At 71.3% G+C, this 26,388-nt stretch carries 28 protein-coding genes and 1 pseudogene; 21 read left to right on the top strand and 8 right to left on the bottom strand.

Annotation, left to right across the window (positions count from 1 at the left end):
* Positions 1–57 precede the first annotated feature (57 nt).
* The gene (locus tag ACFO6V_RS25125; RefSeq protein WP_377140973.1) at positions 58–1,053 is read left to right on the top strand and encodes a superantigen-like protein SSL4; all 996 of its coding nucleotides are present in this window, start codon (positions 58–60) and stop codon (positions 1,051–1,053) included.
* 93 nt (positions 1,054–1,146) lie between these two features.
* Here ACFO6V_RS25125 and msrA read toward each other — a convergent pair whose 3' ends face one another.
* Positions 1,147–1,836: a peptide-methionine (S)-S-oxide reductase MsrA gene (msrA, locus tag ACFO6V_RS25130; RefSeq protein WP_377140976.1), complete on the bottom strand. Its 690-nt coding sequence runs from the start codon at positions 1,834–1,836 to the stop codon at positions 1,147–1,149.
* Positions 1,837–1,982: 146 nt separating this feature from the next.
* On the opposite strand from msrA, the gene ACFO6V_RS25135 reads away from it, so the two are divergent.
* Positions 1,983–2,747 (top strand): metallophosphoesterase family protein, encoded by a 765-nt coding sequence (locus ACFO6V_RS25135; protein ID WP_377140979.1) that lies wholly within the window; start codon positions 1,983–1,985, stop codon positions 2,745–2,747.
* A gap of 7 nt (positions 2,748–2,754) precedes the next feature.
* Here ACFO6V_RS25135 and ACFO6V_RS25140 read toward each other — a convergent pair whose 3' ends face one another.
* Positions 2,755–3,132 (bottom strand): DoxX family protein, encoded by a 378-nt coding sequence (locus tag ACFO6V_RS25140; protein ID WP_377140982.1) that lies wholly within the window; start codon positions 3,130–3,132, stop codon positions 2,755–2,757.
* A 158-nt stretch (positions 3,133–3,290) separates the two neighbouring features.
* Here ACFO6V_RS25140 and sigJ point away from each other — a divergent pair, with 158 nt between their 5' ends.
* The 8 genes from sigJ (at position 3,291) to ACFO6V_RS25180 (ending at position 11,515) form a co-directional block, all read left to right on the top strand.
* Entirely contained in the window at positions 3,291–4,238 is a 948-nt protein-coding gene (gene sigJ, locus ACFO6V_RS25145; protein WP_377140985.1) for an RNA polymerase sigma factor SigJ, read from the top strand.
* 66 nt (positions 4,239–4,304) lie between these two features.
* On the top strand, positions 4,305–4,904 hold the full coding sequence (locus ACFO6V_RS25150; RefSeq protein WP_377140988.1) for a YdeI/OmpD-associated family protein: 600 nt from the start codon (positions 4,305–4,307) through the stop codon (positions 4,902–4,904).
* 260 nt (positions 4,905–5,164) lie between these two features.
* Positions 5,165–6,700 (top strand): RNA-guided endonuclease InsQ/TnpB family protein, encoded by a 1,536-nt coding sequence (locus ACFO6V_RS25155; RefSeq protein ID WP_377140991.1) that lies wholly within the window; start codon positions 5,165–5,167, stop codon positions 6,698–6,700.
* A 97-nt stretch (positions 6,701–6,797) separates the two neighbouring features.
* Positions 6,798–8,057, top strand: a complete 1,260-nt coding sequence (locus ACFO6V_RS25160; protein ID WP_377140994.1) for an AI-2E family transporter — start codon at positions 6,798–6,800, stop codon at positions 8,055–8,057.
* Between the two features lie 29 nt (positions 8,058–8,086).
* The gene (gene ilvA / locus ACFO6V_RS25165; RefSeq protein ID WP_377140997.1) at positions 8,087–9,346 is read left to right on the top strand and encodes a threonine ammonia-lyase; all 1,260 of its coding nucleotides are present in this window, start codon (positions 8,087–8,089) and stop codon (positions 9,344–9,346) included.
* Between the two features lie 107 nt (positions 9,347–9,453).
* Positions 9,454–9,831, top strand: coding sequence for a YciI family protein (locus ACFO6V_RS25170; protein ID WP_377141000.1), 378 nt, complete (start codon positions 9,454–9,456; stop codon positions 9,829–9,831).
* Positions 9,831–10,154 (top strand): YciI family protein, encoded by a 324-nt coding sequence (locus ACFO6V_RS25175; RefSeq protein ID WP_377141003.1) that lies wholly within the window; start codon positions 9,831–9,833, stop codon positions 10,152–10,154. The genes ACFO6V_RS25170 and ACFO6V_RS25175 overlap by 1 nt, the downstream gene beginning before the upstream one ends.
* Complete coding sequence (locus ACFO6V_RS25180; protein ID WP_377141006.1) at positions 10,151–11,515, top strand: RNA polymerase sigma factor; 1,365 nt, start codon at positions 10,151–10,153, stop codon at positions 11,513–11,515. The genes ACFO6V_RS25175 and ACFO6V_RS25180 overlap by 4 nt, the downstream gene beginning before the upstream one ends.
* A 28-nt stretch (positions 11,516–11,543) precedes the next feature.
* Here ACFO6V_RS25180 and greA read toward each other — a convergent pair whose 3' ends face one another.
* Both greA and ACFO6V_RS25190 read right to left on the bottom strand, forming a co-directional pair.
* Complete coding sequence (greA, locus tag ACFO6V_RS25185; RefSeq protein ID WP_357454871.1) at positions 11,544–12,026, bottom strand: transcription elongation factor GreA; 483 nt, start codon at positions 12,024–12,026, stop codon at positions 11,544–11,546.
* 204 nt (positions 12,027–12,230) lie between these two features.
* Positions 12,231–12,740 (bottom strand): DUF4307 domain-containing protein, encoded by a 510-nt coding sequence (locus ACFO6V_RS25190; protein ID WP_377141009.1) that lies wholly within the window; start codon positions 12,738–12,740, stop codon positions 12,231–12,233.
* A 142-nt stretch (positions 12,741–12,882) separates the two neighbouring features.
* Here ACFO6V_RS25190 and mca point away from each other — a divergent pair, with 142 nt between their 5' ends.
* The 4 genes from mca to ACFO6V_RS25210 are packed head-to-tail and all read left to right on the top strand — an operon-like array spanning position 12,883 to position 15,194.
* Positions 12,883–13,770 carry a mycothiol conjugate amidase Mca gene (mca, locus tag ACFO6V_RS25195; RefSeq protein ID WP_377141173.1) on the top strand — a complete coding sequence of 296 codons (888 nt, stop codon included), beginning with the start codon at positions 12,883–12,885 and terminating at the stop codon, positions 13,768–13,770.
* Positions 13,767–14,186, top strand: a complete 420-nt coding sequence (locus ACFO6V_RS25200; protein ID WP_377141012.1) for a hypothetical protein — start codon at positions 13,767–13,769, stop codon at positions 14,184–14,186. The genes mca and ACFO6V_RS25200 overlap by 4 nt, the downstream gene beginning before the upstream one ends.
* Positions 14,179–15,033, top strand: a complete 855-nt coding sequence (locus ACFO6V_RS25205; RefSeq protein WP_377141015.1) for a carbon-nitrogen hydrolase family protein — start codon at positions 14,179–14,181, stop codon at positions 15,031–15,033. Before ACFO6V_RS25200 ends, ACFO6V_RS25205 begins: the two co-directional genes overlap by 8 nt.
* The gene (locus ACFO6V_RS25210; RefSeq protein WP_377141018.1) at positions 15,030–15,194 is read left to right on the top strand and encodes a hypothetical protein; all 165 of its coding nucleotides are present in this window, start codon (positions 15,030–15,032) and stop codon (positions 15,192–15,194) included. The genes ACFO6V_RS25205 and ACFO6V_RS25210 overlap by 4 nt, the downstream gene beginning before the upstream one ends.
* 22 nt (positions 15,195–15,216) lie before the next feature.
* Here ACFO6V_RS25210 and trhA read toward each other — a convergent pair whose 3' ends face one another.
* Positions 15,217–15,900, bottom strand: a complete 684-nt coding sequence (trhA, locus tag ACFO6V_RS25215; RefSeq protein WP_377141176.1) for a PAQR family membrane homeostasis protein TrhA — start codon at positions 15,898–15,900, stop codon at positions 15,217–15,219.
* Between the two features lie 403 nt (positions 15,901–16,303).
* Here trhA and ACFO6V_RS25220 point away from each other — a divergent pair, with 403 nt between their 5' ends.
* Together ACFO6V_RS25220 and ACFO6V_RS25225 are read left to right on the top strand one after the other, a co-directional pair.
* Positions 16,304–17,065 carry an isoprenyl transferase gene (locus tag ACFO6V_RS25220; protein WP_377141021.1) on the top strand — a complete coding sequence of 254 codons (762 nt, stop codon included), beginning with the start codon at positions 16,304–16,306 and terminating at the stop codon, positions 17,063–17,065.
* 147 nt (positions 17,066–17,212) lie between these two features.
* Entirely contained in the window at positions 17,213–17,680 is a 468-nt protein-coding gene (locus tag ACFO6V_RS25225) for a MarR family winged helix-turn-helix transcriptional regulator (RefSeq protein ID WP_377141024.1), read from the top strand.
* A 43-nt stretch (positions 17,681–17,723) separates the two neighbouring features.
* Here the strand turns inward: ACFO6V_RS25225 and ACFO6V_RS25230 are convergent, their stop codons facing one another.
* Entirely contained in the window at positions 17,724–18,623 is a 900-nt protein-coding gene (locus ACFO6V_RS25230; RefSeq protein WP_377141027.1) for a LysR family transcriptional regulator, read from the bottom strand.
* Between the two features lie 86 nt (positions 18,624–18,709).
* Between ACFO6V_RS25230 and ald the strand changes: the two genes are divergently transcribed.
* Both ald and ACFO6V_RS25240 read left to right on the top strand, forming a co-directional pair.
* Positions 18,710–19,828 (top strand): alanine dehydrogenase, encoded by a 1,119-nt coding sequence (gene ald, locus ACFO6V_RS25235; protein WP_377141030.1) that lies wholly within the window; start codon positions 18,710–18,712, stop codon positions 19,826–19,828.
* A 26-nt stretch (positions 19,829–19,854) separates the two neighbouring features.
* Entirely contained in the window at positions 19,855–21,006 is a 1,152-nt protein-coding gene (locus tag ACFO6V_RS25240; RefSeq protein WP_377141033.1) for a glycerate kinase, read from the top strand.
* 9 nt (positions 21,007–21,015) lie between these two features.
* Here the strand turns inward: ACFO6V_RS25240 and ACFO6V_RS25245 are convergent.
* A pseudogene (locus tag ACFO6V_RS25245) lies at positions 21,016–22,317 on the bottom strand (MFS transporter); the annotation flags it as partial.
* A gap of 21 nt (positions 22,318–22,338) precedes the next feature.
* Between ACFO6V_RS25245 and ACFO6V_RS25250 the strand changes: the two are divergent.
* The 3 genes from ACFO6V_RS25250 (at position 22,339) to hemQ (ending at position 25,309) form a co-directional block, all read left to right on the top strand.
* Positions 22,339–23,226 (top strand): LysR family transcriptional regulator, encoded by an 888-nt coding sequence (locus tag ACFO6V_RS25250; RefSeq protein ID WP_377141036.1) that lies wholly within the window; start codon positions 22,339–22,341, stop codon positions 23,224–23,226.
* Between the two features lie 144 nt (positions 23,227–23,370).
* The gene (locus tag ACFO6V_RS25255; protein ID WP_377141039.1) at positions 23,371–24,525 is read left to right on the top strand and encodes a ferrochelatase; all 1,155 of its coding nucleotides are present in this window, start codon (positions 23,371–23,373) and stop codon (positions 24,523–24,525) included.
* Between the two features lie 34 nt (positions 24,526–24,559).
* Positions 24,560–25,309, top strand: coding sequence for a hydrogen peroxide-dependent heme synthase (gene hemQ, locus ACFO6V_RS25260; protein ID WP_377141042.1), 750 nt, complete (start codon positions 24,560–24,562; stop codon positions 25,307–25,309).
* 185 nt (positions 25,310–25,494) lie between these two features.
* Here hemQ and ACFO6V_RS25265 read toward each other — a convergent pair whose 3' ends face one another.
* A complete protein-coding gene (locus tag ACFO6V_RS25265; protein ID WP_377141045.1) occupies positions 25,495–26,319 on the bottom strand; it encodes a putative protein N(5)-glutamine methyltransferase in 825 nt (274 codons plus the stop codon).
* Positions 26,320–26,388 lie beyond the last annotated feature (69 nt).

Raw genomic sequence — 26,388 nt, forward strand, 5'->3', positions numbered from 1 at the left:
CTTCTCGCGGCGCGTCATGGGGTGTGGGAACAGTTCCCAGGGATTTGAGGAGGAGATGTGCCCGAGCACAAGAGAAGGCTGAGCGGTGCGAAGTCGACTGGCGTCGTCATCGCCCTCGGCCTCACCGGTCTCATCGGCGCACTGGGCGCGATGCCGGCGATCGCGGCCGATACCGAGGGGCCGATCCAGACCGCGGAAGTGACCCCGGAGGCGACTCCGGAAGTGACCCCGGAGGCGACTCCAGAGGCGACTCCAGAGACGACTCCAGAGGCGACTCCAGAGGCGACTCCAGAACCCACCCCGGAACCCTCCGCCCCGGACGATGGGCTGATCGAGGTCGTGCCCGCAATGCCCGCGATCACCTGGCCGAGGTGCGAGGGCGACAAGTACATCCCTCCGACGCTCAGCGCCCCGCCTAACAGCGAAGGCATCGAGTACCTGTTCGAGGGCTACTGGTACACGAATCCGTTCCTCGTGCCTATCGACCTGGAGGTGTCCGCATCGCTGAAGGAGGGTTACACCTGGGCGGCAGAGATGCCGGATGGCTGGCTCTTGTTCGCGGAGTACCCGGACTCGGCGGAGTACGAGGTGAAGTTCGAGGACGTGCCGTGTGCGCCGCACAATGACCCGGTCGTGCCGGAACTGCCTGTGGTGACGCAGGCGGAGTGCGTGGACGGTGAGTTGACGGAGCCGACGGTCACGTTGCCGGAGGCCGGCGATGGGATCACCTACCGGCTGGCTGACCACGTGTCCGATCCCGAGTCCACCCATGACGTGGTTGCGACACTTTCCTGGAGCTACTTCTGGGCGAAAGAAGAGAAGTTCCCTGAGGGTTGGACCTGGTCGGATGTGGACGTCGCGTGGTACGACGTGAAGCTCGACGAGGTGACGTGCGAGCCCGGAGCGGGACAGCCCAGGCCGTCGGGGGCGGAGCCGGAGCAGCTGGCTGCCACCGGTCCGTCGGACGCGGCGGTGCTGGGCGGGGCCGCCCTGCTGACCGTTGCGGCAGGTGTCTCGCTGATCATCGCGCGACGTCGCGTGACGGGTCGCTGACCCGAACCGCAGGTTCGGCCTGACCGCAGGCCCTGCACACAAAGATGCGCCCGGTGATCCGTCGAACGGATCACCGGGCGCAGCTATGTGGTGCTAGGCAGCAGGCGCCGGATACGGCACGCCCGTGGTCGCGTGGCAGCGGTAGCCGTTCGGGTTCTTCGCGTCGGACAGGTACTGCTGGTGGTAGTCCTCGGCGTAGTAGAACGGCCCGGCCTCGGCGGCCGGGGCGATCTCCGTCGTGATCGCGTCGTAGCCCTTGGCGCTGAGTACCTCGGCGTACCGCTTCGCCGTCGCCTGCGCCGCCTCTGCCTGCTCAGGCGACGTCCAGTAGACCGCCGAGCGGTACTGGGTCCCGACGTCGTTGCCCTGGCGGAAGCCCTGCGTCGGGTCGTGCCGCTCCCAGAAGATCTTGAGCAGCTCTTCCTCGGTCACCTTGGTCGGGTCGTACGCGACGAGCGCAGTCTCCGTGTGGCCGGTCCGCGCGGTGCAGACCTCGTCGTACGTCGGGTTGGGCGAGGTGCCGCCCATGTAGCCGACGGCGGTGCTCACCACGCCGGGTACCTGCCAGTAGATCTCCTCGGCGCCCCAGAAACAGCCCATCGCCAGGTACAGCACGCGCGTACCGGGCTCCCACGGGCCCGTGATCGACGAGCCGAGGACCGTGTGGGGGCGCGGGTTCTGCAGCACCGGCGCGGAACGGCCGGGCAGTGCGTTCTCGGGCGCGACCATCGTGGTCTTCGTGGAACCGGAGCCGGGGCCGAAGAGGGAGTTGAGGAACGTCATCCGACACACATCCTTAAAGGTCTGCTTCGTGCGACAGCACGTTTGCCTATGGCAACGCCCGCAGGCCCGGCAGTGTTCCGGGGCTGCCGTTCTGCCGTCGGCAGACTCTGGTGGCGTCGCGAAGCGGTTCGGGCCAAGGTCGGGTCATGAGCAGCGAGGTCGGTGCCGTAGCGGTCCTGTCGGACGTCCACGGGGTACTTCCGGTGCTGGAGGCGGTGCTCGCGGAACCCGATGTGGCGGCCGCCGACCGCGTCGTCGTCACCGGTGACCACGCCGCCGGGCCGCAGCCCGTCGCGGTGCTGGACCGCCTGCGATCCCTGGGGGAGCGGGCGCTCCTGGTCCGTGGGAACGCGGACCGCGAGCTTGTCACGCTCGCGCGAGGCGGCGGCACGGCCATCCCCGATCCGGTCGCGCCCTGGGCGGCGGCCCAGCTACGGCCCGACGACGTCGCCCTGCTCGCCGGCCTGCCGCATCCCGCAGAACTGACCGTGCGCGGGTCCGGCCGCGTGGTGTTCTGCCACGGCACCCCGCGGGACGACGAGGAGGTAGTGCTCGTCGACTCCTCCCTGGCGCGCTGGGCCGAGGTGCTCGGCGGGCTCGACGCCGACGTCGGCACCGTCGTCATGGGTCACACGCACATGCCGTTCGTGCGCCTCGTCGACCGGCGGCTGTGCGTGAATCCCGGCAGCGTCGGTATGCCCTACGGCCGGGCGGGCGGATCCTGGGCGCTCCTGCGGGACGGGCAGGTCGAGCTGCGGCACACGCCGGTCGACGTCGAGGCGGCGGTGGCCGCTGTCGCGACGGCCAGCACGTACCCCGGCGCCGAGGAGTGGGCACGGGAGTACGTGACGTCGGCCAACAGCGACGCGGACGCGCTGCGGGCGTTCGCTCCCCGGGACGGCCGGCTATGAGGCCTCGTCAGTACGGCCATCCCACGTAGGCCAGGAACGCCCCGACCGAGAGGGGCGCGTAGAGGCAGGACGTGGCGTAGAACTGGGCAGACCAGTCGCCGACCCGGACGTGGCTGAAGGTCGCGCAGACCCAGAACAGGATCAGCCCGAAGGCCGCGATCGCCCCGACGGCGGGCACGCCGAGCAGCCCGGCCAGCAGGCCCGCCGCTCCGGCGAGCTTCAGCGTCCCGATCGGGAACACCGTCCAGGACTCCGGGACGCCGATCGTGGCCAGGTTCTGCCGGATACTCTTCACGACCCGCTCGGGGCGAGCCACCCACAGCACACCGGACATCGCATTCATCGCGATGGCCACCACTACGACCACCAGTCCCCATGTCGTCATCGTTGCTCCGTTCGTCTTGGCGGATGCCGGATCTCGTCACCGCCGACGGTCCGACGACGTAGCCGCCGAGAAGGTCAGGCGGCCCGCCGGCCGCACGTTCCGGCAGGCTGTCTCGTCGGGTGGGTGACAGCAGGAGCGACCGAGGGAGCAGCCACGACATGACCACGGATCCCGAGCCCGGGCAGAGCCCGACCGATCCGGTCCTGCAGGTGCTCGTCAGCGAGCGACGCCAGGTGATCAGCGTCGCCTACCGGCTCCTCGGCTCTCTGGCCGACGCAGAGGACGTCGTGCAGGAGACGTACGCGCGCTGGTACGCCATGACCCCGGAGCAGCAGGAGGCCATCGACGTCCCAGGTGCGTGGCTGACGAAGGTGGCCGGGCGCATCTGCCTCGACCTGCTCAAGTCGGCACGATCCCGACGGGAGCGGTACGTGGGCGAATGGATCCCGGAACCGCTGCCCGGCGGTACGGAGTGGATCAGCGGGTCATCGGGCAGCGCCCCGGACGACCCCGCCGAGCGGGTCGGCCTCGACGAGTCGATCACCATGGCCTTCCTCGTGGTGCTCGACTCGATGACACCGGCCGAGCGAGTCGCCTTCGTCCTGCACGACGTCTTCCGCTATTCCTTCGTGGACGTCGCCGAGATCGTCGGCCGCACGCCGGCGGCATGCCGCCAGCTCGCCTCCTCGGCCCGCCGTCGCCTGCACACCTCACGTGCTGCCGCGGGTCCCGCAGCCCAGCAGGCCGGCATCGTCAGGGAGTTCAAGCAGGCCTGGGAGGCCAAGGACATCGACGCCCTCGTCGGGCTCCTCGACCCCGATGCCACAGTGATCGCCGACGGCGGCGGCCTCGTCAGCACAGTGCTCCGCCCGGTAGAGGGCAGCGAGCAGATCGCGCGCTACATCGTCGCTCTGGCCGAGCGGGTGCCCGGCCTGAAGGTCCTGGAACGCGTGGTCAACGGCCGGCCGGGACTGGTGGCTCAGCGAGACGGCGTGACTGTGACCGTGGCGGCGTTCCACGTCGAAGGCGACCGGATCACGCACATCTGGACGGTGCGCAACCCTGACAAGCTCGGGCCCTGGCGGGGTGCGCAGCCGCTCTCGTGATCCTTCCCGTGGCCAGTGAGCCGGATCGAGCCGTCGATGTCGGTGTCCCGGCGTAGCGTGCGTCCCATGGCCGACACCGATCCCGAGCTACTCATCACCGACGTCACAGCGTGGCGCGCCTGGCTCGACGAGCACGAGGGGACGTCGGACGGCGTCTGGCTGGTCCTCGCGAGGAAGGGCAAGGACTCCGCGACGAGCCTGACCCGCGACCAGGCACTCGAGGAGTCGCTGTGCAGCGGCTGGATCGACGCCCAGGCGCTCAGCCGGGACGACACGACCACCCTGCAGCGGTACTGCCCCCGCCGGTCCCGTAGCCGCTGGTCGGCGCGGAACGTGCGCATCGCGGACCGCCTGGTCGCCGAGGGGCGGATGCGTCCGCGCGGCCAGGAGGAGATCGACAAGGCCAAGGCCGACGGGCGCTGGGAAGCCGCCTACGAGGTCAACAGCAACTTCGAGGTGCCGCCCGACCTCGCCGAGGCGCTCGCGGCGAGTCCCCGTGCCGCGGCGATGTTCGAGATCCTCACCGCGCAGAACCGGTTCTCGATCCTGTTCCGGGTCACGGGAGTCAAGAAGGCGGAGACCCGCGCCCGCAACATCACCAAGTTCGTCGAGATGCTGGAGCGCGGCGAGACGCCGCATCCGCAGAAGCGGAAGCTGGAAGCCTGACGGCGGGGAGCGGCACCCGGACGACTTTCGAGACATGTCGGACCGGTGTACGGGCGGTGCACCTTTGGTGCGGCGCGTGAGCACGTCAGCGGTGTCTCGGTTGGTTCCCCGCAGGCCTGTGCTTCGGAACTCGTGGGAATCCGGGAGTAAGCCGGGTGGCCTGGAGAATTGGTGGAAATGTCGAACTGATGTCCGCATCAATGAATAGTTGTAGTGCTGATAACGGGAATATGTCAGCGGCTGATGGCAGTATGGTTGACATGCCCAGGCACACGTCGTTCCGGTTCCGTCTCGACCCGTCGGTCGAGCAGGAACACGTGCTGTCCCAGCACGTGGGGGCTGCGAGATTCGCGTTCAACCAGGCCCTGCGCCTGCACAAGAACGCCCGTGCCGCCGCCGAGCGCGGGCAGGGCCGGGACTCCACGCCCGAGGCCGCAGGCGGGCCCGACGACCACCCTGGGCGTGACGTCTCCGACGCCATCCACGTGCCCTGGACGGGGTTCGATCTGATCAACGGGTTCAACAAGTGGAAGCGTTCCGAGGCTGCTGGGCGTCGATTCCTGGTCGCCCCAACCGGGATGACGCGGATGGAGGTCACTGGTCTGGCCTGGCAGGGCCGGGTGCTGGCGCAGGTGTTCGAGGAAGCCTGCGTCGATCTCGGCCGTGGGCTGAAGGCGTTCACCGACTCCCGCACGGTCACTCGGAAGGGACCGAAGGTCGGGTTCCCCCGGTTCAAGAAGAAGGGTCCGATGGGTGGGTCGTTCCGGATCCGGAACACGACCGGCAAGGGGCGGGCCAGCGTTCGTGTCGGGGACGGAGAGCGCGTCCGGTCGGTGACCTTGCCGAAGATCGGCGTCCTGCGGGTGCGGGAATGCACGCGCCGGCTGCGCCGGATGATCGCCAAGGATCGTGCCCGGATCCTGTTCGTGACAGTGTCCCGGGGTGCGAGCCGGTGGTGGATCTCCATCACCGTCGAGGCCGCCGACCTGCACCCCGCTCGGCGACACACACCACCGCCTATCGAGCCCCCGCGCCGCGAGAACAGTTGGGTGGGCGTGGATCGCGGCCTGCATGCCCTGGCCGTCGCGGGCTCGTCCGACGGCGTCGAGGTACTCCGTCTGAACAACCCACGAGCCCTCCGGCGTGGCCTGCCGCGTCTACGTCGCCTGTCCAAGGCCGTGTCCCGGAAGAAGAAGGGATCGAAGAACCGCAAGAAGGCTGTCGTGCGTCTGGGACGACAGCACGCCCGGATCCGTGACCGTCGTCGCCATCTGCTTCATCAGGTCTCCAACCAGCTGGTCAAGAACCACGCCCTACTGGTCCTGGAAGACCTGAACATCACCGGCATGCGGTCCAACCCCAAGCTCTCCCGCGCCATCTCGGACGCTGCCTGGGGTGAGCTCGCCCGGCAGATCACCTACAAGCAGGCCTGGCGCAGCGGGCAGGTCGTGGTCGCGGACCGGTGGTTCCCGTCGTCCAAGACCTGCTCGTCCTGCGGCACTGTGCGTAAGGACCTGACGCTTAAGGACCGCGTCTTCGAGTGCCGCGGGTGCGGGCTTGTGCTGGATCGGGATCTGAATGCCGCAGTGAATCTCGCCGCCTGGGCCGAGAACCACACCCTGCCCGTCGATGACGGTGCGGGGCGTGGTGTTGCCCGGGTCGGGGACCGTCAAGCAGACGGCCCCGTCAACAACGCCCACCGACAGGACACCCCCACCCACCCCGGCTCTCGTGGCCTTGGTGGCAAGGGACTGGATGACGTGGGAACCAATCTTCAGACCGCACCCGCGGCCTGAAGATTGGACGCCCGAGAAGGGCGGTGTCTCAAAAGCCACACGACTTTCTGAAACACGCCGTAGGGTCGTATCCGTGTCGCAGACCGAGGAGACAAGCGTGACGTCCGACCAGACCACCGCGCCGCCCATCGACAAGTCGGGCGCTGTCCCACCAGCCATCCAGGCGGCCGCCTCATGGTCATGGCGCATGCTCCTCATCGGCGCGTTCGTGGCCGCCGCGCTCTGGCTCATCACGCTCCTGAAGACGATCGTGATCCCGGTGGCGGTGGCCCTGCTGCTCACGATCATGCTGACGCCGTTCCGCCGCCTGCTGAACGAGCGGCTGCGCGTGCCGCGCGGGCTGTCCGCGGGCCTGTCGCTGGTCGGTCTGGTCGTCGTGGTCGTCGGCCTGATCACGCTGGCCGGGCAGTCGATCGCCAACGGGTTCGCCGACCTGCGGACCCAGGCCATCAGCGGCTTCAACGAGCTGTGGACACAGGTCTCGGTGACCTTCGGCCTCGAGCAGGAGCTGCGGAGCTACAGCCAGGACATCCTCGACCAGCTCGAGGCGCAGCAGAGCGCGATCGTGAGCGGCGTCTTCGGCGCCGCCGCCACGGCGGGCAGCGTGCTGGTCGGGGCGTTGATCGCGCTGTTCTGCACGTTCTTCTTCCTGCACGACCCGCGGGGCATCTGGGGCTGGCTCGTCGGTCTGCTGCCGCAGTCCTCCCGGGAGCGTGTCAACCAGGCCGGCCGGCGCGGGGCCGTCACGCTCGCCGCCTACACCCGTACGCAGATCCTCGTCGCCGGGGTGGACGCCCTCGGTATCGGGATCGGCGCGGTGTTCTTCGTCCCGTCGCTCGCCCTGCCGATCAGCATCCTGGTGTTCGTCGGTTCGTTCGTGCCCGTGGTCGGTGCCATCGTGACGGGTGCCATCGCCGTCGTCGTGGTCCTTGTGTCGAACGGCTGGGTCGCCGCACTCATCATGCTCGGCGTGGTGCTGCTGGTGCAGCAGATCGAGTCGCACGCGCTGCAGCCGTTCCTCATGGGCCAGGCCGTCTCGCTGCACCCGGTCGCCGTGATCCTCGCCGTGGCCGCCGGGTCGTACGCCGCCGGCATCGTCGGTGCCCTGTTCGCGGTCCCGCTCGCAGCCGTGCTGAACACCGTGATCCTTTACCTCAACGGGCACGACAAGTTCCCCGAGCTCGGCGACGAGGACGCCTTGCCCATCCGGTGGCGAGCGGCCGACGCACCGCCGATCCCGCTCCGGCTGCGCCGCAGCCCCGGCGTGGTGGCCGAGGCGGCCGTCGAGGACGTCGGCATCGACGAGGAGTTGGACCCCTCGGGCCGAGGCGCTTCAGAGGGTGATCAGAAGCGCTGAACGTGCATCCGGCGGCTTAGTCGGGCAACATGCCCGCTGTGCCCCTGGATCCGTTCGACCTGGAGTCGTACGGCGGCCACCTCACGGTGTCCGCCGACGACGCCCGTGCCGCCGCAGCAATGCTTGACGGCGTCATCACCCGTACCCCCATCACCGAGAGCCGCGCGCTCTCCACCATCGCCGGCACGAAGGTGCTGCTCAAGTGCGAGAACTTGCAGCGCGCCGGCTCGTTCAAGGTGCGCGGCGCGTACGTGCGCCTCGCGCGTCTGTCGGCCGCTGAGCGGGAGCGCGGGGTCGTCGCCGCCTCCGCCGGGAACCACGCGCAGGGCGTGGCGGTAGCCGCGGGGATGCTCGGCATCGACACGGTCGTCTACATGCCGGTCGATGCCGCCCTGCCCAAGGTCGCCGCGACCCGTGGCTACGGGGCGGAGGTGCGGATGGTGGGCTCGTCGGTGGACGAGGCGCTCGCCGCCGCACGCGTCGAGGCCGCTCGTTCCGGGCGCGTGCTCATCCATCCGTTCGACCACGTGGACGTCGTCGCGGGCCAGGGCACCGTCGCCCTGGAGATCCTGGAGCAGGTGCCGGACGTCGCCACCGTCGTCGTGCCGCTGGGCGGTGGCGGTCTGGTAGCCGGCATCGCCGCGGTGCTGGCCGAGGTCGCACCGCACGTGAAGGTCGTGGGCGTGCAGGCGGCGTCGGCCGCCGCGTACCCGGGCTCGCTCAAGGCCGGCAAGCCGCTGGCGGGAAAGCTCGGCTCCACGATGGCCGACGGCATCGCCGTCGGGCTGCCCGGCGACGTGCCGTTCGGGATCGTGCAGAAGGAGGGCGTCGAGGTCCGGACCGTCACCGAGGACCAGCTCTCGCGTGGTCTCCTCGCGGTGCTCGAGCGCTCGAAGCTGATGGTCGAGCCCGCCGGCGCGGCAGCGGTCGCCGGCATCATGGCCGCCGGCCCCGGAGCGTTCAAGGGCCCGATCGTCGCGGTGCTGTCGGGCGGGAACATCGACCCCCTGGTGCTGCTGCGTGTGGTGCAGCACGGCCTCGTGGCGGCCGGGCGGTACCTCAAGCTGCAGGTGCGGCTGATGGACAAGCCAGGCGCTCTCGCCCGGCTCGTGGAGACGATCGCCGCGGCGGGCGCCAACATCGTCGCCGTCGACCACACGCGGACCGACGTCTCGCTGGCGGTGTCCGAGGTGCGGGTCAACCTGCAGCTCGAGACCAAGGGCGCCGACCACCGGACCGCCGTCGTCGAACGCCTGGAGTCCGAGGGCTACGAGGTCATCGCGAACTGATCGTCGTGCGGGTGTCGTGCGGGCGCGTTCCCGTTCGTCGTCAGGGTGACGCGGCCGACCTGCCGCGCGACCATGACACCGGGGACCGCCCCGGAAGGGAGCACACCATGCGCTATCTCATGCTCGTCCTGTCCACCCCTGACGCCCCGGCCGACCCGGGGAACGTGCCCGAGATCGAGGACTGGGTGCGGGACACCTACGGCACCGGCCGCGCGATCCTCGGTGACCGGCTGCGCCCGCCCGCCGACGCCGTCGGCGTGCAGGTCCGTACCGGCGAGGTGGTCGTCACCGACGGCCCGTTCTCGGAGACCAAAGAGGTGATCGCGGGCTTCGACATCCTGGAGGCGCCCGACCTCGACGAGGCGATCAGGATCGCCGCCGCCCATCCGATGGCGCACACCGGCGCGGTCGAGCTGCGCCCCTTCTGGCCGCTGGAGCTCGACAGCGACGCCACGGCCACGGAGCCCGAGGCCGGGGCGCGCTGATGCGCTACCTCATGCTCGTCATCGAGCCGGACGACCGGGCGCCGAGGCCGGAGACCGAGACCTGGGTCGCTGAGCAGGACGCCTCCGGCGCACGCGTCCTGGGTTCGCGCCTGCGCCCGGGTGCCGACGTCCGCCGGGTGACCGTGCGAGAGGGCGAGACCGTCGTGACGGACGGGCCCTTCTCGGAGTCGAAGGAGGTCATCGGCGGGTTCGACATCATCGAGGCGGCGACCCTCCAGGAGGCGCTCGCGATAGCTGCCGCGTCCCCGGGGGCGCGGGATGCGCTGGTCGAGGTGCACCCGTTCTGGCCGACGGAACCGTGACCGACGTCGGGCAGGCCGTCACCGCTGCGTTCCGCGACGAGTGGGGCCGCGTGCTCGCGGCCGTGGCGCGCAGCACCGGCGACCTCGACCTCGCCGAGGACTGCGCGCAGGAGGCGTTCGCCGTCGCGCTGCGCACCTGGCAGCGCGACGGCGTGCCCGACCGACCGGGTGCGTGGCTCACCACCACGGCGCGCAACCGCGCGCTGGACCGGCTGCGGCGGCGCAAGGTCGAGACGGAGAAGGTGGCGACGTCGGCGCGGCTGACCGAACGGCTCGACCCGGCGGTCGCCGACCCGGTCGCCGAGGCGGCGGACGCCCTGGACGACGGCGACGGCTGGGCCGGGGTCGAACCGGAGGACCCCGACGGCGACCTGCTGCGCCTCGTCTTCACCTGCTGCCACCCCGCGCTGCCGCTGGAGGGGCGCGTGGCGCTCACCCTGCGGTCCCTCACCGGCATGACGACGGCGCAGGTCGCGCGGGCCTTCCTGGTGCCGGAGACCACGATGGCCCAGCGCCTGACCAGGGCCAAGCGCAAGATCCGGAGCACCGGCATCGCGTTCCGTGTGCCGCCGCCCGAGCTGCTGCACGAACGGGTCTCGGCGGTCCTCGCCGTGTTGTACGTGCTGTTCACCGAGGGCTACGACGCGTGGGCGGAGCCTGCCGAGGACGACGCGGGTGCCGCGGCCCGCCGTGCCCTGGCTGACGACGCGGTCCGTGTCGCCCGGCTCGTCGCGCGCCTGCTGCCCGACGAGCCCGAGGCGCGAGGGCTGCTCGCGCTGCTGCTGCTCCAGCACGCGCGCCGATGGGCACGCCTGGGCCCCGCACCCGAAGGGGTGCCGCGCACGCTCGAGGAGCAGGACCGGTCGCTCTGGCGGCGCGACGAGATCGCTGAGGGGCTGGCCGTGCTCGACGACGCGCTCGCGGCGCGTCGTGCCGGTCCGTACCAGGTGCAGGCGGCGATCGCCGCGCTGCACGCACGGGCGACCGCCGCTGACACGACGGACTGGGCAGAGATCGAGGCTCTCTACGGTGTTCTCGTGGAGATGACGCGCTCGCCGGTCGTCGAGCTCAACCGGGCGGTCGCCGTGGGGATGTCGCGGGGGCCCGAGGCCGGTCTGGCCGCGCTCGACGACGTCGCGTCAGCACCCGAGCTGACGGCGTATCACCTGCTGCCGGCGATGCGGGCGGACCTGTTGCGGCGTGCTGGCCGGCCCGTAGAGGCCGCGGCGGAGTACCGGCGGGCGCTCGACCAGGTCGACCGGGATGGTGACCGGAAGCTCCTCGAGCGCCGGCTCGCGGACCTGACAAACGGCGAAGGGCCTGTCAGACGTGCAGATCACCATGGTGACCTGCACGTCTGACAGGCCCGAGGACTCTGCCGAGGTTCGTTCAGCCCTGGAAGGGCTTGGCGCCCGTGATCTCCACGGGGATGTCGCGCCCGTTCGGGGCGTGGTAGCTCGTCTTCGCGCCGATCGACTTTCCGTCGATCGCAGCGCCCAGCGGCGACGTCGGCGAGTAGACGTCGAGGTCAGTGGACCCAGCCATCTCGCGCGAGCCGAAGAGGAAGTTCATCTCGTCGCCCGCGACGATCGCGGTCACGACCATGCCCGGCTCGACCTTGCCGTCGTCCGCGGGAGTACCGACCTGGACGTTACGGAGCTTCTCGGTGAGCTCGAGAATGCGCAGCTCGTTCTTTCCCTGCTCCTCGCGCGCGGCGTGGTAGCCGCCGTTCTCCTTGAGGTCGCCCTCGTCGCGAGCAGCCGCGATGCGCTCGGTGATCTCCGCCCGGTAGGGGCCGGAGAGGTGCTCCAGCTCAGCCTTGAGCTTGTCGTGCGCCTCCTGGGTGAGCCAGGTGACAGAAGCGTCGGCCACGGGGGCTCTCCTTTCGTCGTTGCTCGATCGAGCCACAGTTACGGCAGCGCGCCGGGCCCGGCCGACGGAGCGGATCGGGCACGCGCGTCAGCCGGTCAACACAGCGTGTGAAACGACGAGAATACCAATTCCCGGGAAAGACTTGCCAAGACAATCCCTGTTTCCGCTCTGAGCGGACGGGCTATCTATTCTGAACAGCGGGTTTCAGCGCAGGTCACAGTGGTCGACGATGCCGGTGGTCGCGAGCTCCGTCGTGCCTATCGTCACCGTGTGCCGGGTCGTGCGTGCCTCGTCCGGGCCCACCTCGACGTCGACCGCGCCGACCTCGGCGTAGTTCTTGCTCAGCGCGGTCACCGTGCACACGGCCTCGGTGCCGGGGGGCATGCTGACCTCGAACGTCACGTCCACCGCTTCGGCGCTCGTCACCGAGAAGCCGACGTCGGCGAAGGTCACGGGGTCGCGCTGGGTGTCGACGATCGTGAACCACGCGGCGATCGCGACACCGGCGGCGAGGGCCAGGGCCACCGCGATCCGGGCGCCCACCGAGAGCTTGGGGCGGGGCCGGATGTCGTCGTCCTCGTCCCACGGGTCGTCCTCGCCGCGCTGCGCGGGTATCGGCTGCGCTCCAGGCTTTGCACGGCCGTAGCGCTCGGCGAGGCTCGGTGCCTGCGGGTGCGCGGTGCCGGTCGGGGCGGCGGGGTCAGGGTCGGTCATCACGGCTCGCTCGGTTCGAGGTGTCAGTGGTTCGTAGCAAGATTGTCCCTGGACCATCATGGTCCATGTGAGTGATTGTCCCAGTACGCATCCCACACAGGAGGACCCAGTGTCCGTACCCGAGCGCGAGCCGCTCCGTCTGATGGCGGTGCACGCGCACCCGGACGACGAGTCGAGCAAGGGCGCCGCGACGACGGCCCGCTACGCCGCAGAAGGGGTCGAGGTCCTCGTCGTGACATGCACCGGGGGCGAGCGGGGCGACATCCTGAACCCGTCCTTCGAGGTTCCCGAGGGCCACGAGTTCGAGTCGACAGAGGGCCGCCGCGCGGTCCGCCGGCTGGAGATGGCCCGGGCGGCCGAGGCGATGGGTGTGCGTCAGCAGTGGCTGGGCTTCGTGGACTCGGGCCTGCCCGAGGGTGACCCGCTGCCCCCGCTGCCCGAGGGCTGCTTCGCGCTCGTCCCCCTGGAAGAGGCCGCCGCACCGCTGGTGCAGGCGATCCGGGAGTTCCGCCCGCACGTCATCACGACGTACGACCCGTCGGGCGGCTACCCGCACCCCGACCACATCAAGTGCCACGAGGTGTCGTTCGAGGCCTTCCACGCGGCGGGGGACCCGGAGCGCTACCCGGGCACGGGTGAGCCGTGGGAGCCGCTCAAGCTCTACTACAACCACGGCTTCTCGATGAAGCGGATCCGTGCGGTGCACGAGGCGATGGAAGGTGCCGGGCTCGAGTCGCCCTTCGGCGACTGGGTCGAGTCCCGCGACGCACGGGAGATCCCGGAGCGTCAGGTCACCACGCTGGTCCCCGTCGCCGACTTCTTCCCGAACCGGGACGCCGCCCTGACGGCGCACGCCTCCCAGATCGACCCCAAGGGCTTCTTCTTCGCGGTGCCGCGCGACCTCGAGGTCGACGTGTGGCCCTGGGACGAGTACGAGCTCGCGGAGTCCCGCGTGCCGCTGCCCGAGCGTGCCGATGGTGAGTACGAGCAGGACCTGTTCGAGGGTGTCCGGTCGGAGGTCCCCGCATGAGCCCGCTGATCACCGGAGCGATAGCCTTCGCGACCGAACCGTCGCCGAACCCCACCGAGGGCAGGCTCCGCCCGGGCCTCGAGGAGTGGCAGGTCTCGCCGGGGCTCATCGGCTTCGTCGTCACCTTCGCGCTCGCGGTCGCGTGCGTGCTGCTGTTCCTGAACATGAGCAAGCACCTGCGCCGCGCGGGCCACAACGCGCGCGAGCAGGGTCTGCCGGTACCGGCCCCGCAGGTCGTCAGCTTCCGCCGGTCGGAGGACGACACCCGTACAGACGACACCAAGGCCGAGCAGGGCGCCGAAGGCTCCGCGGCGCCCAGCACACCTGAAGGGTCCGGCTCGTCGTCCGGCTCCTCGGGCTCGTCGTCCGACGGCGGCTCGTCCGGCAGCAGCAGCGGTGGCGGGTCAGGTGACTGACACGGCTGACACGGCTGACGCTACCGAGCCGGGCGCCCCGGCCGGCGTGGTCCGCGTGACGGTCGCGCAGGTGGCCGTCTCTGACGACCACGGCGCCAACCGCCAGACCGTGCTCGACGCGTTCAAGGTCGCGGCGCGCGCCAAGGCCAACCTCCTGGTGCTGCCGGAGTACGCGTCCGCCTACGACCCGCGTGGCGTCGGGCCGGAGCATGCCGAGGAGCTCGACGGACCGTTCGTCACGCTCCTGCGGGCCCGTGCGCGCAAGCACGGGGTCGCCGTGATCGCGGGCGTCACCCTGCCGGGATCCGACGGCGTCCGAGCGGTGAACGCGCTGGTCGTGGTCGACGACGCCGGCGAGATCGCCGGTGTCTACCGCAAGGTGCACCTGTACGACGCGTTCGGGTACCAGGAGTCGGACCTGCTCGAGCCCGGCCCTGCCGACGCCGAGCCCGTCACCCTGCGCCTGGGCGGGTTCACCTTCGGTGTGCTGACCTGCTACGACCTGCGGTTCCCTGAGTCGGCCCGCCGTCTCGTGGACGCCGGGGCGGACGTCCTCGTGTACCCGGCCGCCTGGGTCGCGGGGCCGCTCAAGGCGGACCACTGGCGCACGCTGCTGCAGGCGCGAGCGATCGAGAACACCGCTGTGACGATCGGCGTCGGCATGACCGGCAAGGGCGTCACGGGGCGCACGCTCCTGGTGGGGCCGGACGGCGTCGTAGGGCTGGAGATGGGCGAGGAGCAGGCGTACCGCACGGTCGATCTGGACCCCGCCCCGCTCGCGGCGATCCGCCGGACGAACCCGTCCCTGGTGAACCGTCGCTACGCGGTGGTGCCCACGGGCGTGTGAGGCACTCCGACCCCGCCCGAGGGGCGGGACGCGAACGTAAGGACGACCCACGCGTCTTCGGGTTCAACACCGGCGCGCACGGTCTCTACGAGTCGCTCGGCTACGAGACGACCACGATCAAGATGCACAAGAGGCTCGGCCGGGGCCACAGCGACTCGTAGGGGGCCGCCGGCCGGCCTGCGGTCAGACCGCGAGGTTGGCCAGGTAGATCGCGACCAGGTGGCAGGCGAAGCCGACGACCGTGAGCACGTGGAAGATCTCGTGGAAGCCGAACCAGGCGGGGCTGGGATCGGGCTTCTTGGTGCCGTAGACGATCGCGCCGACCGTGTAGGCGAGGCCGCCCGCCAGGATGAGCCAGACGACGGCGGGGCCACCGATCGCCCAGAACTGCCCCATGTAGGCGACTGCCACCCAGCCGAGCGCGAGGTAGACCGGTACGTAGACCCAGCGCGGGGCGTTGAGCCAGAAGACCCGGGCCAGCAGGCCGAGCAGTGCGCCGCTCCACACCAGCCAGAGCAGCACGGTGCCCTGGTCGCGAGGCAGGAGCAGGACCGCGAGCGGCGTGTACGTGCCCGCGATGATCAGGAAGATGTTGGTGTGGTCGAGGCGGCGGAGCACGGCGTCGGTCCTGGGGGACCAGTTGCCGCGGTGATACACCGCCGACACACCGAACAGCAAGCAGGCGCTCAGGCCGAACACCGAGGCCGAGATCTTCCCCGCCATCGTCGGGGCGAGCGCGATCAGCACGATGCTCGCCGCCAGGGCGAGCGGGAACGTGCCCGCGTGGATCCAGCCGCGCAGTCGCGGCTTGATCTTGCGCTCGACCTTCTCGACGGTGGTCGAGACCGAGTCCGAGATGTCGTGCATGACGTCGGAGGCCTTGTCGCGCACGTCGTCCAACTTGTCGTCGAACGTGCCCGCCACATCGTCCGAGCGGCCCGCCGAGTGGTCCGGCTCGCCCGTAGGTGCTCGCACGCTGCTCTCCTCTACGTTCGGCAACCGGCGTCCTCTGGGTGCTGGGACGCTACCTACGGTTGCGTAACTTACTCTAGCGTAGGTTAGGTGATCGCCCGCCTGACAAGGGCCTTGTGAAGATACTGCGCTGGGTTGGCGGGAGTCGCCCGCCAGGCGTCCCAGAAGGGTCTCGGTGCGCAGGAACGCGCGCGTTCGAGAGGTACCTTTGTCCACGTCCTGCCGGGTTCCACCCAGCGCCAGAGCTTCCGTGCCGCCGCGTCCCGCGGCTCCCACGGCCCGATCCACTGAGGTATTCGTGCGCCTGCCCAGCCCGTTGTACCGCCTCTACGAGCGACGCCTGGCGTTCGCCCTGCACGGCGCGACGCTGCCCCGGCACATCGGCGTGATGCTCGACGGCAACCGCCGTTGGGCACGCTCCTTCGGGGAGACGGCGGCGACGGGACACCGTCGCGGCGCCGACAAGATCACCGAGTTCCTAGGCTGGGCCGATTCGCTGGGCATCGAGGTCGTCACGCTGTGGATGCTGTCCACGGACAACCTGAGCCGGTCGGCCGACGAGCTGAGCAACCTCCTCGACATCATCGAGGACGCGGTGTCGGACCTCGCGGAGTCGGGCCGCTGGCGCCTGCGCGTCATCGGCCGGCTCGACCTGCTGCCCGCGCGCCTCGCCTCAGCCCTGCGCGCCGCTGCCGACCGGACCGCCGGCGTGAAGGGTCTCCAGGTCAACGTGGCGATCGGCTACGGCGGCCGCACGGAGATCGCAGACGCCGTCCGCAGCTACCTCACCGAGCGCGCGAAGGACGGGGCGACGCTCGCGGACCTCGCCGAGTCGATAGACGTCGAGCACATCGCCGAGCACCTGTACACCAAGGGGCAGCCGGACCCGGAGCTGGTCATCCGGACCTCTGGCGAGCAGCGCATCGGCGGGTTCCTGATGTGGCAGAGCCAGCACACCGAGTTCTACTTCTGCGAGGCGTACTGGCCCGCGTTCCGGCGGGTGGACTTCCTGCGCGCGCTGCGTGACTTCTCGCTGCGGGAACGTCGTCTCGGACGCTGATCCGGGCCGGTCCCGACGCCTGTCGAGAGGAGCCTTTCAGGTCCTCTGGACAGTTCTCCGTATGGTGAAATTCGCCACCACCAACTGAGGTAGGAAACTGAAAGTTCAGTCGGGTAGCGTGCCCTGGATGACGAGGAGGGTGCGCTGATGACCGAGCGACGTGTGCCGTCGGCTCGCGAGGCCGCCGAGGCGTGGGAGTCGCTGTTCCGCGCACAGGTGACAGTGATGCGCCGGCTCCTGGCGGACGACATCTGGGGCGACCTCAGCATGCGCGAGTACGACGTGCTGTTCACGCTCGCCCTCGCCCCCGGGGAGACGCTGCGCCTGCGTGAGCTCAACGAGAACATCCTCATGGCCCAGTCGTCGCTCTCGCGCATGGTGGAGCGGCTCGAGAAGCGCGGCCTGGTCCGCAGGCACCCGTCGCCGGACGACGGGCGAGGCGTCCTGGTGAGCCTGACCCCGGAGGGTGCCGCCACCCAGAAGGAGCTCGGGCGGCGCCACGTGCGGTCGATAGCGCACTACGTGACGCCCGCGATGGATGTCGAGGACCTGATGCGGCTGCGCGAGCTGACGGAGATGCTGCGGTCGGCCCAGGCGGACATCGACGACTTCTGACCGGATCGAGGGCCGGCTCTCAGGCTGATGCTCAGGCCGGCTCTCAGGCCGATCGTGCCTGGTGCCGGAGCGCCTCCACCACCACCCGGACCGCCGCCCGGTCCATGGTGGTGTGCCGGACCACCAGATGGATGTCCCGGCGTGGCGGGTCCGTGAGGTCCAGCGTGCGCACCGCGTACCGGTCGTGGACGGCGAGCAGGGGCAGCAGCGTCACCGAGAGCCCGGCCTCGACATGGCTGAGCAGCGTGCCGTGGCTCTCGAACCGGGCAACGGTCCGCGGTGTGAATCCCGCCCGACGGCACAGGCGTTCGGCCAGGTCGGCGAGGTGGGCCCCGGGGTGCTCGAACGCCCAGGGCTCGTTCGCGAGGGTGGCCAGGTCGACTCGTCCCGAGCGTGCGCCGGTGGCCGTGTCCCGCGCCGTCACGAGCACCACGCGGTCGCCCGTCAGGGGCATGCGCGTGAGGTCGGTGTCCGGCGGGACGGGGGCGTCCGGGAAGTCCGCGCAGACGGCGACGTCCACCTCACCTCGTTGCAAGGCGGGCCGGCTGACCAGTGGTTCCGCCTCGGTGAGCTCCACGGTGATGCGGGGGTGCTCCTCGGCGAGGGCGGCGACCGCCGGCACGACGATGCCGTGGAAGGCGCTCGTGAAGGCAGCGAGCCGCACCACGCCGGTGGGCTCGGAGCGCAGGCCCGCGATGTCCGCCTCCGCCGCGGCGATCCGGTCGAGGATGTCCGACGCGTGGCCCGAGAGCGTGACGCCCGCCGGTGTCAGCCGGATACGTCGGCCGACGCGCTCGAAGAGCTGTGCCTTCGCCTCGGTCTCCAGCGTCGCGAGCTGCTGGGAGACGCTCGACGGGCTCATCCGGGCCGCCTCGGCGACGGCACGCACGGTGCCGAGCAGGTGCAGCTGGTGCAGGAGGCGCAGTCGCCAGGGGTTCAGCATCCGCCCATTCTTGTGCACAACTGCCGAACATTCTATTCGGGAACGTGTCCTGGACCCGCACACCCCACAGTGATTACCGTCACCTTATGAACGTCGGCGTCCCCACAGAGATCAAGAACAACGAGAGCCGGGTCGCGCTCACGCCCGCCGGCACCCACGAGCTGGTCCGGCGCGGCCACGACGTGCTCGTGCAGGCCGGCGCCGGGCTCGGTTCCGGCTTCGACGACGACGCGTACCGGCTCGCCGGCGCGCGGATCGCCGACACCGCCGAGGAGGTGTGGGGCAGCGTCGACCTCCTGGTCAAGGTCAAGGAGCCGATCGAGCCCGAGTACGCGCTCATGCGGCCCGACCTGACCCTCTTCACCTACCTCCACCTCGCGGCGTCCGCGCCGTGCACAGACGCACTGCTGGCAGCGGGCACCACCGCCGTCGCGTACGAGACCGTCCAGCTCCCCGACCGCTCCCTCCCGCTGCTGAGCCCCATGAGCGAGGTCGCCGGACGGCTTTCCGCACAGGTCGGCGCCTACCACCTGATGCGGCCCCAGGGCGGCACCGGGGTCCTGATGGGCGGGGTGGCCGGCACGCCGAAGGCCAAGGTCGTCGTCATCGGCGGCGGCGTGGCAGGCGAGCATGCGGCGGCCAACGCGCTGGGCATGGGCGCCGACGTCACGGTGCTGGACGTCTCCATCCCGCGGCTGCGCCAGCTCGAGGTGCAGTTCGGCGGAGCGCTGGCCACCCGCGCATCGACGGCATACGAGGTGGCCGAGCAGGTGGAGACCGCCGACCTGGTCATCGGCTCGGTCCTGATCCCCGGCGCCGCCGCTCCGAAGCTCGTCACGGACGCCATGGTCAAGGCCATGAAGCCCGGCGCCCTGCTCGTCGACATCGCCATCGACCAGGGCGGCTGCTTCGAGCACTCGCACCCCACCACGCACGACGCCCCGACCTTCGCCGTGCACGACACCCTCTACTACTGCGTGGCCAACATGCCGGGCGCCGTGCCCGTGACGGCGACGCGGGCCCTGACGAACGCGACGCTGCCGTACGTCGCGGCGCTCGCGGACAAGGGCTGGCGGGACGCGATGCGCGCCGACGCGGCACTCGCCCACGGGCTCAGCACGCACGCCGGGCAGATCACCAACGCCGGCGTGGCGGAGGCGTTCGGCGCCCACGCCGTACCAGTGGCCGAAATCCTGTCCGACTGAGCGTCCCGACCGCCTACGATCGGCGCGTGGAGCCGCTGCACGTCGTTGTCTGTCCCGACTCGTTCAAGGGCAGCCTGTCCGCTGCCGAGGTCGCGTCCGCCGTCGCCGACGGGGTGCTGGACGTCGCCCCGGACGCCGTCGTGACGCGCCTGCCCATGGCCGACGGCGGTGAGGGCACGCTCGACGCGCTGCTCGCCGCCTGGGGCGGGGAACCGCTGACCGTCGCGACGGTGGACGCGATAGGCCGTCCGGCGACTGCCCGGTGGGCGGTGTCACCGGACGGGCGTACCGCCGTCGTCGAGCTCGCCGAGGCCAGCGGTCTGCCGGGGGTCTCCGACGCGCCGCTCCAGCCGCTGCACGCGAGCACCCGCGGCACCGGCGACGTCGCGCGGGCCGCGCTCGACGCCGGTGTCGCGGAGATCCTCCTCTGCCTGGGCGGCTCGGCCTCCACGGACGGCGGCTCCGGCATCCTGACCGGGCTGGGTGCCCGCCTCCTCGACGCGGACGGCCAGCAGGTGCCCGACGGCGGGGAGGGGCTGGCCTCCGTCGCGTCCCTCGACCTGTCCGGGCTGCACCCCCGGGCGCGCGCGGTGCGCTGGCGCCTCGCCGTCGACGTCACGAACCCGCTGGTGGGCGAGCACGGGGCGGCGCGGGTGTTCGGGCCGCAGAAGGGCGCGCGCGACGGCGTGGCGGAATACCTCGACGATGCGCTGCGGCACTGGTCGGAGGTCCTGGAGCGCGAGACGGGCGTCGCCGTCGCCGAGCTCCCCGGCACGGGTGCCGCAGGCGGTGTGCCCGCCGGGCTGATCGCCGTGCTCGGCGCCGAGAACACCCCTGGCGCCGTGCTCGTCGCCGAGGCGGTGGGCCTGCCCGCCGCGCTCGCCTCCGCCGACCTGGTGATCACGGGGGAGGGATCCTTCGACTCCCAGTCCGTGAACGGCAAGGTGGCCGACGGCGTCGCGCAGCTCGCCGCGGCGTCACCTACCCGGCCACCGGTGGTGGTCGTGGCGGGCCAGGTGCTGCTTCCTGAGGCGCTTGCCCGCGCCTCAGGCATCACCGCCGCGTTCTCGATCGCTCCCGGACCGGTCGAGCTGGACGACCTGATCGCCCGCACCGCGCCGCGTCTGCGCGAGCTCGCCGCGGCCGTCACGAACCTGGTCGGCGCCGTCCGCCGCTAGCACCCGTCGCCTGCGGAGCCACAGCACCGCCACGACGGCCGCGACCACCTGCACCAGCCCGGTGACCACCAGGACCGGACCCGCGCCGAACGCGCCGATCAGCGCGCCGCCGACGAGCAGCCCCGCCGAGGCGCCGCCGCTGTGCAGCACGGTCTCCGCGGTGAACGCCGTCCGGCGCTCCGCACCGGTCGTCCGTTCGACGATCAGCGCGTTGAGCGCGGCTATCCCGAACGGCATGGTCACGCCCCCGACGGCGGACACCAGGGCGACCGCGAGCAGGTTCGGCGCGGCCAGCGGCAGCGCGAGGTACGCGAGCCCGAACACGACCCACGAGACCACTATCGCCGGGATGCGCGGCACCCGGTGCACCACCAGCGGCACGACGAACGACAGCCCGACCGTCGCGGCGCCGTAGCCCGCCATGCCTGCCGCGACCAGCTCGCCGGGCCGGTCCAGCTCCGCCCCGAGCAGGGTGAGGCCCAGCGTGAACGCGAACCAGGTGACACCGCCTATGCCGGCCAGCCAGATGCCGACGGCCAGGTCCGGATGCTGACGCAGCACCGCACGGATGGAGGGTGAGGGCTCGTCCGATCCGCTGGTCGAGCGATCTTCGTCGGTCGAGCCCTCTTCGTCGGTCGAGCTTGTCGAGACCCCACCAGGCCTGGACAAGCTCGACCGCCGGGACGACACCCCCGGCACCGTCAGCATCGCGACGGCGCTCAGTGCGACGGCTGCCGCCTCGCACCACAGCAACGGCTCGGCGCCCCACACGACCAGCAGCCACGCCCCGAGCGGCGGCGCGAAGATCATCGACGACCGGTGCGCGAGGTCCTGCCAGGCCAGCGCCCGCGCGCCGATGTCCGGCCCGTTGCCGGGCAGCTCGGCGAGGTCGGCGGTCAGCGCGCGCTGTGCGGGCGCGAGCATCGCCGACGTCGTGCCCGTGACCAGGCCCGTCGCGCACAGCACGACCGCGCCGACACCCACGGTCGCCGCGGCGACCGGCACCATGACCAGCCCGAGCACCTGCACCGCGAGGAGGATCGCGAGCGAGCGCCCCGACGTCAGCCGCGCCCGCAGGCGCCGGCCCCACCAGGCGGAGGTGAGCAGGGGCAGGCCCGCGAAGCCGCCGACGAGACCGGTGGTCCAGGCGTCGCCGGTCTGGTCGAGCGCGACCAGCGGCAGTGCGACGGCGGTGATGCGCTGGCCGGTCCACGTGACGAAGGTCGTGGCGGTCAGGGTGGTGAGGTGTGGGTGACGCACATGCTCATCCTGGGCAGTCGCCGCAGGAGCCGGTAGACAGCCCTCGGGCATGGCCGGACATAGGCTTGACCTATGAGCTCATACCCCACGGTCGAGGACCTTCGGCTGGTCGACGCGGTCGCCCGCCACGGGTCGCTCGGCGCCGCCGCGCGCGAGCTGCTGGTGAGCCAGCCGTCGGCGAGCCAGCGGCTGGCCGCGCTGGAGCGGCGCGTGGGCGTCACACTGTTCGACCGGGACACCACCGGTGCGCGTCCGACGGCGGCCGGGCGGGAGTTCTACGAGCAGGCCGCGCACGTCCTCGACCACCTGGGCGCGATAGTCGGCCGCGCGCTCGCGGCCGCCCAGTCGCGGACGGTGTCCGTCGGCACCATCCCGAGCCTTGCGGGCACGCTGTTCGCGGTGCTGGACGTGCTGCTCGACGACGTGGTCCTCCAGCCGGAGGTGGAGCACGGTCCGCGGCTGCTGGAGTGGGTCGAGCGGGGGACGCTCGACGCGGCGTTCGTGACGATCGCGAAGCAGGTACCGATCGCCAGGGGCCTCGTGGTCACGGAGGTGGGCCAGCACGACCTGGTCACGCTGCTGCCCGACGGCGCCCCGGAGCGCGGGTCCGGGCGGCGGCCGTACGCCGGGCAGACGGTGGTCTGCTGTGCGCTCGACCTGTCGCGCGACATCCTGCTGCAGCGGCTGACCGATCTCGGCGCGCAGGTCCGGCACTCGGCTACCGCGGAGTCGGCCGTGCGGACCGCGCGGGAGCGGCGCTGCGCCGTCGTCGTGCCCGACATGGTGGCGCGCTGGTACGCGGCGCCCGGCGACCGGATAGAGCCGGCGCCGGTCCGGTTCCGGGTCCGGTTGTCGCTGGTGACCCGGAGCCCCGCGCCGTCGGGCCTGGTCGACGTCCTCCCGGGCCTGCGCGAACGGCTGGACCGCGGCAACACGCACGCCCGGCGGAAGGCGTCCTGAGCCGCGAGTCAGCCGCGGGTATCGACGCGGCAGTTCGGCTCGGCGCGCTCCTGGGTGGGTTCTGACAGGACGTCGCTTCGATGTCACGTCCCGTTCGCCCCTCTCCGGGCGGGCCCGCACGGCGGACGGTGGAAAGATGGGAGCATGCCCGCGAACTCCCCCCAGCCTGCGGCGCACGACGCCGCGCCGTACGACGCCCTCCTGCTCTACTCCTTCGGTGGCCCGAACAAGCCGGAGGACGTGGTGCCGTTCCTGCGCAACGTCACCGCAGGCAAGGGCATCCCGGACGAGCGGCTCGAGGAGGTGGGCGAGCACTACTACGGGTTCGGTGGCAAGAGCCCCATCAACGAGCAGAACCTCGCGCTGAAGGCGGCGCTCGAGGCCGAGCTCGCCGACCGCGGCATCGACCTGCCGGTCGTGTGGGGCAACCGCAACTGGGCGCCGTACACCAGCGACGCGGTCGACGAGCTGGAGAAGCTGGGCGCGGAACGTGCCGTCGCGCTGGTGACCAGCGCCTACTCCTCGTACTCCGGCTGCCGCCAGTACCGCGAGGACCTCGCGATCACGCTCGACAAGCGCGGGCAGCTCGGGCCCGACGGGTCCACGGGCGTGCAGTTCGACAAGGTCCGCTCGTACTTCAACCACCCGGGCTTCGCGCAGGCCAACGTCGACGCCGTCGTCGAGGCGTACACCGAGCTCGCGGCACAGGGCGGCTCCGGCGCCGACGCCAAGCTGGTGTTCGTCACGCACTCGATCCCGGACACCATGGAGGCGGCGTCGCGGATCTCGCACGCCACGTACTCCGAGCAGCACCTCGACCTCGCCGGGGTCGTCGCAGCGCAGGTCGCCGAACGGCTTGGGCACGAGGTGCCCTGGGACCTGGCGTACTGCTCGCGCTCCGGCCCGCCGAGCCAGCCGTGGCTCGAGCCGGACGTCAACGACCACCTGGAGGCCCTCGCGGGAGAGGGGCTGCGCAACGTCGTCCTGTCCCCGATCGGGTTCATCTCCGACCACATGGAGGTGGCCTACGACCTCGACACCGAGGCGCTGGCCACCGCGAAGGACCTCGGCATGACGGCGGTCCGTGCCGGCACCGTGGGCACGCGTCAGCCGTTCGTCAGCGGTCTCGTCGACCTGCTGCTGGAACGGGCCGCCCTGGCCCGCGGCGACGAGATCACCGAGGCGACCGTAGGCTCGCTCCCGGCCCTCCGCTCGGTCTGCGCCCCGGGCTGCTGCCTGCGGCGCGACGGCGAGCCGAGCGGCGTCCCGGCGCTGTGCAGCACCGACCTGTACTCCTGAGTCCTGCGGGACGGCCACGACCGAGAGGCAACACATGAACGACGCACACGTGCACGGGGACACCGGCCACGAGATCGACACGGCCGCCATCAACGAGGGCATCCGGTACACGATGTTCTCGGTCTTCTCCGTGACCGAGACGCTTCCGGCGGACGAGGCCGAGCGCAAGGCAGTGGTGGCCGACGCCGAGGCCGCAGTCGGCGGGGGCACCGACCCAGCCGCGACCACCGGTGACCTCGTGACCCGTGGCTGGTACGACATCGGCGGCCTGCGGTCCGACGCCGACCTCCTGCTCTGGACCCACGGTGCGTCGATCGAGGCGGTGCAGGGCGCCTACCAGCGGCTGCGCGCGTCCGAGCTGGGCCGTTCGCTGGAGCCCGTGTGGTCGGTCGCCGCGCTGCACCGGCCGGCCGAGTTCAACCGCGGGCACGTGCCGGCGTTCCTCGCGGGGGAGGCGCCGCGCGACTACATCTGCGTCTACCCGTTCGTGCGGTCCTACGACTGGTACCTCCTGCCCGAGGCCGAGCGCCGCACCATGCTGCGTGACCACGGCATGGCGGCCGCCGGCTACAAGGACGTCCGGGCCAACACGGTGTCCGCGTTCGCGCTCGGTGACTACGAGTGGATCCTCGCGTTCGAGGCCGACGCGCTGCACCGCATCGTCGACCTGATGCGGGACCTGCGCGCGACCGAGGCCCGCCGTCACGTGCGCGAGGAGATCCCGTTCTTCACGGGCCCGCGCACGTCGCTGGAGGACTGGGCCGCGCGCCAGCCCTTGAGCTGAGCCGGACGTTGGTCGAGCCTGTCGAGACCCGCTACGAGGTCTCGACAGGCTCGACCACCGGGGGTTTCGTCGCGCCGGAGTACTGGTATGCGATCGGGGTGTGTTGCTCTGCGTTGACAATGTCGACGCAGAGCAACACACCCCGAATTCGTACAGTCACCCCGAGAGGGCCGGGCCCCGTGCGCCTACCCCGGCAAGGTAGCGGCCAGGGCTGTGGCACCCAGGTCGTCGTCGGTCAGGACTGTCGCGGTCAGCCCGGCAGAGGTCATGTGCGTGACGGCGGCGCTCACCTGACCCTCGCTCGTCTCGATCAGCAGGTGCCCGCCGGGGCGCAGGAGCCTCGGGGCGAGGTCGATTACGCGGCGGAGGATCACCAGACCGTCGTCGCCGCCGTCGAGCGCGGCGTGCGGCTCGTGCTCTCGGGCCTCCGGCGGCATCAGGCTGATCGCCGTGGTCGGCACGTACGGCGCGTTCGCGACGAGGACGTCGACGCGGCCCCACACCTCGGCCCGGAGCGGGGCGGCGAGGTCGCCCGCGTAGGTGTGCGCGGTGAGCGCGCCGATCCCGGGACCGCCGTCGTCGGACAGCGCCTTGAGGTTTTCGTGGGCGCAGGTCACGGCAGCCGGGTCGACGTCGGCGGCGTGGATCTCGACATCGCGTCCCGTCGCGAGGAGGCGGGCCGCAACGGCACCACCGAGCGCCCCGCAGCCGCAGCACAGGTCGACCAGCAGCACCGGGCCGGAGCCGGCGTCGGCGGCGCGGGCGGCCGCCTCCCGGACCAGCAGCTCGGACCGCTGCCGCGGCACGAACACGCCGGGCGCTACCAGCCAGCGCCGACCGTCGAGCTCGGCCCAGCCCACCAGGTGCTCCAGCGGGAGCCCGCCGACGCGCGCGGCGGCGAGCTCTTCGAGGCGGGCGGCGTCGCCGTCGGCGGCCTCGGTGATGATGCGGGCCTCGTCCTCGGCGAAGACACATCCGGCGGCGCGCAGGCGCGCTACGAGTTCGTCCATGGCGCGAGCGTAGGCGAGGCGGCCGCGAAGTAGAGCGCCTGTCCGAGTCTCCCTGGCGAGGCCAGGGAG

It is taken from the genome of Promicromonospora alba, from assembly GCF_042654905.1.
Classification (GTDB): Bacteria; Actinomycetota; Actinomycetes; order Actinomycetales; family Cellulomonadaceae; genus Promicromonospora; species Promicromonospora alba.